The sequence below is a fragment of the Wolbachia endosymbiont of Cardiocondyla obscurior genome, from assembly GCF_902713635.1.
Classification (GTDB): domain Bacteria; phylum Pseudomonadota; class Alphaproteobacteria; order Rickettsiales; family Anaplasmataceae; genus Wolbachia; species Wolbachia pipientis.
This window is the reverse complement of record NZ_CACTIU010000005.1, coordinates 20021-27736: the sequence shown is the minus strand read 5'-3', so window position 1 is coordinate 27736 and position 7716 is coordinate 20021. Positions and strand designations below refer to the sequence as shown.

Below are 7716 nucleotides of genomic sequence, written 5' to 3'. Positions count from 1 at the left end.
TTAAATCCACACTATACGCCATTATAACTCAAATAGCTTATTATACCTTTATCATTTACTTTGGGAAGTACTATAGTAACGGAGTAAGTGATTTTTATGGATTACAAGCTCTAGGTGTACTATCCTATAATATCATACGGTCAATATACTCTAAATGAGATGGAAAGATGAAGGCATCATTATAGCTGCTAAAAAATACGGCGATAAAAACTTAATTCTTTCTCTGTTTACAAAAAATCATGGAAAGCGCAGGGGATTAACTAAGCTAACAAACAATAGCAATTATAAGTTTCAGATAAGTAATCTATTACATGCAGAATGGAGTGCTAAGTTACCTGAAAATCTAGGTTTTTTTAAGTGCGAATTAATCGAATCTCCATTCCATCATTTCTTTCAAGATAGGTTAAAAAGCATTACTATTGTTTCTTTCTCCTCTATTTTAGAAAAAGTGCTTCCAGAAAGTGAACCCTGTGCCATGCTGTATGACAATTTTCGATATTTCATCGATGTAATTAAACACAACAATCAGTCTTGGCAAAGCCATTATCTTAACTTAGAGCTTCTGCTTCTTACGCAATTGGGATTCAAGTTAGACTTATCCAAATGCGCTGTAACAGGTGTTAAGGAAAATTTACAATTTATTTCTCCAAAAACTGGTAGAGCAGTGTCAAAAAAAGCAGGAGATTATTATGCAGATAAACTCCTACCTTTTCCACAAATATTACATGATGTATACAATAATAACCTACAAAACAGCTACTCATTCCAAGAATTTCAGTTAGGACTGAAAGTCACAGGATATTTTTTAAATAAGTATCTATTTTTGCAGTTAAACGTGAAATTTCCAGAGCTGAGAAACCTCATGTTGTCGCTTTAATCTTAGCAGTCCTACGTCATACCGCGATTCATTCGCGGTATCTCTTAGCATAGATCCCGCTAACAAGTAGCGGGATGATGAACTTATCGTCATGCCACCGCGAACCGTCATACCGTCACGGTATCTCTTAGCATAGATCCAGCTAACAAGCAGCGGGACGACGGTTGTCAGGGTGTCATCCCAGTGCCCAGACACTGGGATCCAGAAAAGTTTGCTTGTGAACAAGCAAACTAGCATGGAAAGTGGTTACAACGTTTTCGATGAGATTATATGGAAAACTGGATTCCAGTGTCAAGCACTGGAATGACAAGGTATAAACCTTATCGTCATGCTGCCGCGAACCGTCATACCGCGATTCATTCGCGGTATCTCAGCATAGATTCCGCTAACTAGTAGCGGAATGACGGTTGTCGGCAAACTTAAGCCACTTTAGCTATAGCCAGTAACCACTCTATTTCTACCACTGTTTTTTGCTTTATATAAATATTTGTCGGCACGTACTATAAATTCTTTAATATTGTCAAGGTCAGATTCTTGCATTTCTGCAATTCCAATGCTCACAGTTACATCGTGGGTTGTATTTTTATCCGCAAGTATAAAAGGTTTTTTAGCAATAATTTTGCGTATTCTTTCCGCAATAGTATACGCATCTGATGTATCGGTATCTGGCATTACAACAACAAATTCCTCACCACCAAATCTAGCTAACAAATCTGTCACTCTAATATTTTCAGAAATTCTTCTCTGTATTTGCTTTAAAAGTTCATCTCCAGCACTATGCCCAAAACTGTCGTTCACCATCTTAAAATAGTCTATATCAAGTATCATAAGAGACAACCTTCTATCCTTTTCCACAGAGTCCTTAACAATGTTTCTTAAGTGTGCATCAAAATATCTTCTATTATAACAGTTAGTTAATGGGTCCTTTATAGACATTTCCGCATTATTAAATAAATTCATTCTCAAGGCATCTTGATATCTTTTGCGTTTTACTTGCGAATTAACCCTTGCTATTAGCTCACCCTCATCCAAAGGTACTGTTAAATAATCATTAGCACCTACATCAAGTGCTTTTACTAAATTGTTTTTATCATAATCCTCAGAAAGAATCAGAATTGGTGTATAACGTGTTTCCACCTTACTACGAAACTCAGAACACAAACGCAAGCCGTCAGTTTTTGAAAATTGCATATCAGAAATGATCAGGTCGTAACCATTCTCAATACCAACCTTCAATGCTTCCATTGGATCACTCAGTATTTTAATTGACCTAAAGCGTTGCTTTAATATATTATATATCTGCTCTGCTTGATGAACATCCTCATCTATAACAAGTATGTTAGCATCAAAAATCTGATTGGAATAATCCATAATACTGTTTCCTGCGACTCCACCAATCTCAGCGTTAGTTTCTCCTCTCAAACGCAATTCATCGATAATCATCTTTAAGCGTGTGAGAGACTTAATTCGTGCAGATAAAGCAGTTTCGTTTATTGGTTTAGTCAGAAAATCATCCGCGCCAGCATTAATACCTTGCACTCTATCATGAGTATCATGCAGCGCAGTTACCATAATTATTGGAATATGGGTTGTCAAGGGATCACTCTTTAGCTCCTTACAAACTTCAAAGCCATTCATCTTTGGCATCATGATATCAAGTAATATAATATCAGGCTGCTGCTTTGCTACTAAATCTATAGCTTCTTCACCATCATGAGCTACGATAACCGTATAGTACTCTGCTTTTAGTCGAGCTTCTAAAAGCTTGACATTAGATAGTACATCATCTACTACCAGAATCTTCGCTGTCATTATCTTTAGATGTATTATCTATATCGTAAGTAGGATAAAGCTTACCATTTTTACCAACTATGTAATTTACTTTCTCAGTATTACACTCTTTATATAAGTCTTCAATTCCGGCATCCTTCAATAACCTTCTGGCTTTTAACCTTACAATTGTAAAATACCTATATATAGTCTTAATAAAATCAATAAATACAGGTACCTTATTTTTATCAAGAACAATTATGCTCACTAAAGCTACAACTAAAATTTCTGAAAGACCTATATTGAACATTTTCCTATGAAGCAAGTACTTTAATCCTTCTGATTATAAATATTAATTTGCTTAAATCAAGTTTAGAAGCAACCATCTCATCTAAAAAACTATTATAACGTTCTATGTAGTCCTTATCATCACAAGCCCAGGTTTGAACCTTATCTTCGGGGTTATCAGTAGCTTTTATGACTTTAACAGCTAGCTTGTGATGGTAATTGCTTAAATCGTCCAATAAATCATTAACTAAGCTGCGATCCCAATAAGAAGAGCGGCTTTTCATCTTGATGGCAATTGTTCTAATCAGATCGAATCTTAACAGCGACTTTAACTCAAAGTATATTTTACCAGCATCAAGAATGGACAAAGATGTCTGTTCAGCAACAGATATAATGTCCAGTGCATAAGCAAGAACGCATAGATCAGCAACTTTTTTTGCTAGATCTTTATTTATATTAAGTTCTACTAAAGAAGTTGATCCATGGCTATAGATCTTTAATAGGTGTTCATCTAAAACATCAGTTAAGTTCTGGCCTAAAGTTTCAATTGCATCTTTAAATTTTGTAACATCATCCAATTCTACAAAGCTAAGCTTGCCAAGATTTTTCACTAGCCAAAATGATACTCTGCCAATAAATTTCTGCACGTTCCTCACTATTTGTAAGTATGAGTTAACATCAATTTTTCCATCCAATTCATCAATTTTCTGCCACAGGCTGTTTAAATCATACAGGTGGTTAACAACAATATATATGTTAACCGCTTCTTGTATCTTAATTCCAGTGTTCTCAGCCAAATTATTGATGAATATACAGCCCATTCTATTCACTACATCATTTGCAATGCAAGTAGAGATAATTTCTCTACGAAGTTGGTGTTTTAATATGAAATCCTTAAACTTTGTTACCATCTTTTTAGGAAAATAACCTAGCAAGTAGTCATGAGATATAAGATCTTTTTCAGACAGATCGGAATGTATAATTTCATTTTTTATTGCTGTTCTAGCATAAGACATTAGAACAGAGAGCTGAGGAGAACTGAAACCTTCTGCACCAGTTAACATCCTTGCTATCTCTTCTTCAGTTGGAAGAAATTCTACGCTTCGGTTTAACAGCCCAGATTTTTCTAAACTGAGCAGTAACCTGTGGTGCTGCTCCAATCTCTCTTTAGCTTGCAAACACTCAAGAAGTAATGCTTTTGTTTCAATTTTGTTGTGGTTCTCAAGCACTTTGGATGCAACTTCATCCACCATACTTGCCAGTATTTCATTCCTTTTTTCTAAAGAAATACCCCCTGCTTTCATAGCTGAAACAAATGCAATCTTAATGTTAACTTCAAGGTCCGAACATATCACTCCGGCTGAATTATCAACAAAGTCTGCATTGATATATCCACCTTTTTCAGCATATTCTATTCTTCCAAACTGTGTACAACCAAGATTTCCACCCTCTATAAACATAGAAGCTCTAATATCTTTACCATTCACTCTTAACTCATCGTTTGCTTTGTCACCGACCATGCTATGATTTTCACTCTTTGCCTTAACAAACGTGCCGATTCCTCCATTCCATATGAAGTCCACTTTTGCTTTCAATAGATATCTAATCAAATCACTTGGAGGTAGCATATCTTCTGTTATATCAAAGCACTTTTTTATTTCTTGAGAAATGTTTACTTGCTTACTGCTACGCTCAAATACTCCTCCACCCTTAGAAATCAAATCTTTATTATAATCCATCCAAGTTGAAAATGGTAACTCAAAGAGACGTTTACGCTCTGTGAAACTCTTTTCTGCATCAGGGTTTGGGTCAACAAAAATATGCATATGGTTAAATGCGCCGATTAAATGTATATTTTTTGAAAGCAGCATACCGTTTCCAAATAGATCGCCAGCCATATCTCCAATTCCAATAACAGTTGTATCCTGGTAAATATCCTTATTCATTTTCCAAAAATGCCTCTGTGCTGCAATCCATGCACCTCTGGCTGTAATACCCATTTTTTTGTGATCATAACCTGCTGATCCACCAGATGCAAATGCATCGCCAAGCCAAAAATTGTATTCAGAGGCTATCTGGTTGGCATAATCAGAAAATGAAGCAGTGCCTTTATCTGCTGCAACTACCAAGTATGGATCGTCTTCATCATACCTAATCACATTCTCTGGTGGAATTATTTCACCATCAACCACGTTATCAGTAATATCAAGCATTCCTCTAATAAAACTCTTATAGCACTCAACACTTTTCTCTCTTAAAGTATCTTTGTCTTTATGAACTTGCTTAATTACAAACCCACCCTTTGCGCCAACAGGGACAATAACCGCATTTTTTGTCATCTGAGCTTTCATGAGCCCCAAAACTTCAGTGCGAAAATCTTCCGTCCTATCCGACCACCTTAAGCCACCACGGGCTAATTTCCCTCCTCTTAGATGTATTCCCTCAAAAAGGTTTGAATAAATATACAATTCGCGATACGGACGAGGATCAGGCAAACCATTTATTTTACTTGAGTCAAATTTTGTAGATAAATATGGTTTATCGTCTTGATAATAACTGGTCCTTAAAATAGCCATTATCAAGTTAAATATCGAGCGCAAAACGTAATCATGTGAAACATTGCTGATCTCTTTTAGAAGTTCCTCAATTTTTTCTCTGACAATGTCCGTAGTTTCTGCTCTATCAATGTCTATGTTAGGATCAAATCTTGCATGAAATAGTTGTATCAAATACTTTACTACTTTTGGATACTCTGAGACTACCTTTTGGATATATTCTGGGTTGTAGTTAAATGACGTCTGCTTTAGATAGGCACTTAGCGCTCTAATCAGAAGCACTTCCTTCCACTTGAGCCCAGCAATAATGATCAAACTATTGAAATAGTCATTTTTAATTTCCTTGCTAAACACTTTCGCAAGTGTTATTTCAAATTGCTCTTTTAGAGTAATGTTGTCTATTAATTCATCGACTCTTGACAACACAAAATGGTGTATCCATATTCCACCGTTAATTTCTATGTAATAGCCATTATGAGATAGAATTTTAGCTCCCAAATTCTTAGTGATCCTTAATATCTTCGATAATTCAAGGCCTCCATTGTTTGGAGTATAAACCTTTAATTGATAATTAAGATTATCACGAGTAAGTCTTAAATCGACCTCGCTAACTCCTTTCTTCCTCACTATCTCCAATTTTTTCATATCGTAATATGCGTCATGAGGTTCGAAACTCTCTTGATAGCTTATTGGAAATGCCTTGCAATAACGGATGAATATATCCTCAACAGTGCTAAAAGTATTGTATAAATTGTCTATAAAACGATCTTCCCACTTTTCTGTAATGTTTCTTAATTTGTTTTCGATACGCAAAACTTCATCATCAAGAACGCTAGCATTTTTGGTCTTTAGCACTACATGCAATTTCATCAAATCATATTCATTGATAATGTGATTGTTATAAATATCTGAACTTCCTGCACTTGTCTCATCCTTCAATATGTCACGTATCTTGAACATTAGCCTAGCGCTAGCATAACGCATCGGTATCAGCACTATGCAACTAATAAAATCCCCGACTCTTCTTAAAAATAATCTGACCCTTGGCCTAATCGCAAGAGACATGATCGAAATGCAAATTTTAAATAATTCGTCTTCATTTGATTGGAATAATTCATCACAAGAGAACACTTGCAAAATAGAAATCAAAGCTTTATTGTTGTGGCCCCCGGTTACAAATCCTGCATTTTTTTCTATAACTTTAACTTTATCTTTTATTATTGGAATAGTTCGAATATCTTGGACCTCCGCTACAGAAGTAAATAGCCCGAAAAAACGCCGTTCCTTTACTACATTACCCTGGTCATCAAATTCTTTTACTCCTATACAATTCATGTATGTACGCCGATGGACTATTGAGATTAGATCTGATCTCAATATGTATAGGGAATCAAGGTTTGCAGAAGGAATCAACGTACTTTGACCTACTCTCATCAGGCCAAGGTCCTTTTTGCCATCACAGACGAGTTTTTCATCTTTACCAGCAATATATTCTTGATAACCTAGAAATACAAAATTATTATTCTTTAACCAAACTAGAAAATCTTTTTGCTCTTGATTTCGGTCTGGTGTCATTCCAGTGCGTGACACTGGAATCCACGTGTCCTTTTCCTGGATCCCAGCTGGGATGACAGAAAGACTTGCCTCATCAAGTTTCTTAAGCATTAAGTGCCAATCTTTCACAACACAATTAACTGCTTTCAGCGTTTTTTGTAGAGATTCTTTTAATGTATCAACAAAACTGTCACTTATACCTTTGATAATTACATATATAACTGACTCTTTTATTCCATTACTTTCTTCCAAAGGGTAAATCTCATCTATTAGGCCATCTTTTCTTTTAATGTTAATTATGCTGTTGCTGTAATAGCATATGGTTAAATCGTGCGACTTAATAGTTGTAATAACGGAGTCAACCAAAAATGGCATATCATCGTTTGTTATCTTAATCGTGGTAAAATCGCCTTCTATTCCTGGTATATCATCTATATTACTTACTACTAACTTACTTTCATCTTTCTCTTTTTGAGAAACAAAATTGTAAGCATCGTTTACAATATATAGCAAAAACTTATCATTGGCTTTTAGGTCGCTTTTATAAACAAAACTATAAAAATACTTAATAAATTTTTTAATTTTTTCTTTATCTTGCTGATTTTCTTGATCAGCTAACTTAAATAAAGACTCAGTGTCAACATTATGATCTATACACATTTTTTTTAACAA

General features: G+C 35.1%; 6 protein-coding genes. 2 read left to right on the top strand and 4 right to left on the bottom strand.

Annotated elements, in window-relative coordinates:
• Positions 1 to 154: 154 nt before the first annotated feature.
• A complete protein-coding gene (recO, locus tag WOCAOBSORBRA_RS00855; protein ID WP_155969012.1) occupies positions 155 to 877 on the top strand; it encodes a DNA repair protein RecO in 723 nt (240 codons plus the stop codon).
• On the opposite strand, the gene WOCAOBSORBRA_RS00850 is transcribed toward recO, so the two are convergent.
• On the bottom strand, positions 830 to 1102 hold the full coding sequence (locus WOCAOBSORBRA_RS00850; protein ID WP_174515704.1) for a hypothetical protein: 273 nt from the start codon (positions 1100 to 1102) through the stop codon (positions 830 to 832). The genes recO and WOCAOBSORBRA_RS00850 overlap by 48 nt on opposite strands.
• A 45-nt stretch (positions 1103 to 1147) precedes the next feature.
• On the opposite strand from WOCAOBSORBRA_RS00850, the gene WOCAOBSORBRA_RS06415 reads away from it, so the two are divergent.
• Positions 1148 to 1270, top strand: coding sequence for a hypothetical protein (locus WOCAOBSORBRA_RS06415; RefSeq protein ID WP_255375208.1), 123 nt, complete (start codon positions 1148 to 1150; stop codon positions 1268 to 1270).
• Positions 1271 to 1306: 36 nt separating this feature from the next.
• Here WOCAOBSORBRA_RS06415 and WOCAOBSORBRA_RS00845 read toward each other — a convergent pair whose 3' ends face one another.
• The 3 genes from WOCAOBSORBRA_RS00845 to WOCAOBSORBRA_RS00835 are packed head-to-tail and all read right to left on the bottom strand — an operon-like array spanning position 1307 to position 7704.
• Entirely contained in the window at positions 1307 to 2689 is a 1383-nt protein-coding gene (locus WOCAOBSORBRA_RS00845; RefSeq protein ID WP_155969010.1) for a PleD family two-component system response regulator, read from the bottom strand.
• The gene (gene tatB / locus WOCAOBSORBRA_RS00840) at positions 2661 to 2957 is read right to left on the bottom strand and encodes a Sec-independent protein translocase subunit TatB (protein ID WP_010082258.1); all 297 of its coding nucleotides are present in this window, start codon (positions 2955 to 2957) and stop codon (positions 2661 to 2663) included. The genes WOCAOBSORBRA_RS00845 and tatB overlap by 29 nt, the downstream gene beginning before the upstream one ends.
• Positions 2958 to 2961: 4 nt before the next feature.
• Positions 2962 to 7704 carry an NAD-glutamate dehydrogenase gene (locus WOCAOBSORBRA_RS00835; protein WP_174515703.1) on the bottom strand — a complete coding sequence of 1581 codons (4743 nt, stop codon included), beginning with the start codon at positions 7702 to 7704 and terminating at the stop codon, positions 2962 to 2964.
• Between the last annotated feature and the right edge of the window lie 12 nt (positions 7705 to 7716).